Origin of the sequence: Pseudomonas sp. HMSC076A11, assembly GCF_001810205.1 — a bacterium.
Classification (GTDB): domain Bacteria; phylum Pseudomonadota; class Gammaproteobacteria; order Pseudomonadales; family Pseudomonadaceae; genus Pseudomonas; species Pseudomonas aeruginosa.
This window is the reverse complement of sequence record NZ_KV800276.1, coordinates 1-915: the sequence shown is the minus strand read 5'-3', so window position 1 is coordinate 915 and position 915 is coordinate 1. Positions and strand designations below refer to the sequence as shown.

Here is a 915-nt window from a genome sequence, read left to right as displayed (position 1 = left end):
TCGCTAAACCATGCGCCCTTACCTAGGCATCGCGAAGTTCCTTTACGACATCTGCGCTGGAGCCTCCATGCTCAGAAAATTAGAGTAGAGAAAATAAATCTGTCCCTTTATGAAGGTTCTGAATAGCTTTCAGTCCTTCTTGCTCCGAAGCACTCAGGCTCTCGCAGCAAAGCTTACTCAACTATATAAGTGGTGAATCTATTTGGCTCTTCCTCCAAGTGCAACCTTCTACACTTCGGGCATCGGTACACCGTAATGGCCTTTTCATCAAGAGCTTCATATAACTGATCAGAAGACAGCTTATCCTCGCTATCTAGCCTATCCCCCAAGCTCTCTATTGCTGACTCAGGAATTAGAGTCAACTCATAGTCTGACCATCCTTGCGAAAGGTTCATAACGTAGCCACAGGTACACGTGTACTTCGGCATAATCAGCCTCCTCCAGCAGGTCGATCAAATCGGACCAATGATCCGTCTGGTTTCTGGAAAAATATAGTTTTTATACTCTGCGCGTTAGTCTTCCCCCACATACGAGCAGCAATGGACGACATGTCAGTGCTTGGCAAGTCCGCCTGCACCAAGACTCCGCCGGCTTGATTCGACTTCTTCTCTATCGCTCGAACTATCTTTGTCGGATCAAGATTCTTCGGCGTATACACATCAATGGAACCGAGTCCATCAACATGCAAGTCCGCAGTTCGCTGCCCTTGAATACCTTTAGCTGACGCAGTGGTTTGGTGCGTAACATCGTACCCAAGACCAGATAACCCTTGTCCTGCACGTACTTCATTTGCGTCAGGTATTGCGCCGGCTTCAATCTTAATCTTCCCTGCTGTCCCAGTCGCTTTTGCGGCGAGCTTAACTGGATGGGTATAAGGCATTCCCGCCTCAGCATCCGCCAACGCCCCAATGGTAG

1 protein-coding gene is annotated in these 915 nt (G+C 48.6%); it reads right to left on the bottom strand.

Going from position 1 to position 915, the window contains the following annotated elements; translation table 11 throughout:
- Positions 1-430: 430 nt before the first annotated feature.
- A partial coding sequence (locus tag HMPREF2716_RS28530; RefSeq protein ID WP_168168080.1) for a CdiA C-terminal domain-containing protein occupies positions 431-915 on the bottom strand: 485 nt, incomplete at its 5' end.